1 protein-coding gene is annotated in these 253 nt (G+C 65.6%); it reads right to left on the reverse strand.

Annotation, left to right across the window (positions count from 1 at the left end; all coding sequences use genetic code 11):
• Positions 1-52: 52 nt before the first annotated feature.
• Positions 53-253 (reverse strand): zinc-binding dehydrogenase (locus SB847_RS21685; protein WP_410578761.1); only part of this gene is annotated, 201 nt, incomplete at its 5' end.

A 253-nucleotide genomic window follows, 5' to 3' on the forward strand; every position in this document is an offset into this window, starting at 1 on the left:
CGTGAGTCCTTCACGCTCTCGCCAGCGGTGCGATTTGCCGCTTAGGCGAGCGCTACCGGGCCACGTCCACAACGATCTTGCCTCTTACGTGGCCGCCCTTGCTGTGGTGAAGCGCCTGGCCGACGTCCGAAAGCCCAAAGACCGAATCGATATGGGCACGCAGATCGCCCGACGCATGGAGCGTCGCGAGGTGCCCGAGCTGCGTCGCGTCGCTACGCGTGGCGAAGTGTCTGCCGGTTGCCTGGGCGGCTTT

The organism is Bacillus sp. SIMBA_026 (assembly GCF_046535335.1).
In the GTDB taxonomy this organism is placed as follows: domain Bacteria; phylum Bacillota; class Bacilli; order Bacillales; family Bacillaceae; genus Bacillus; species Bacillus velezensis.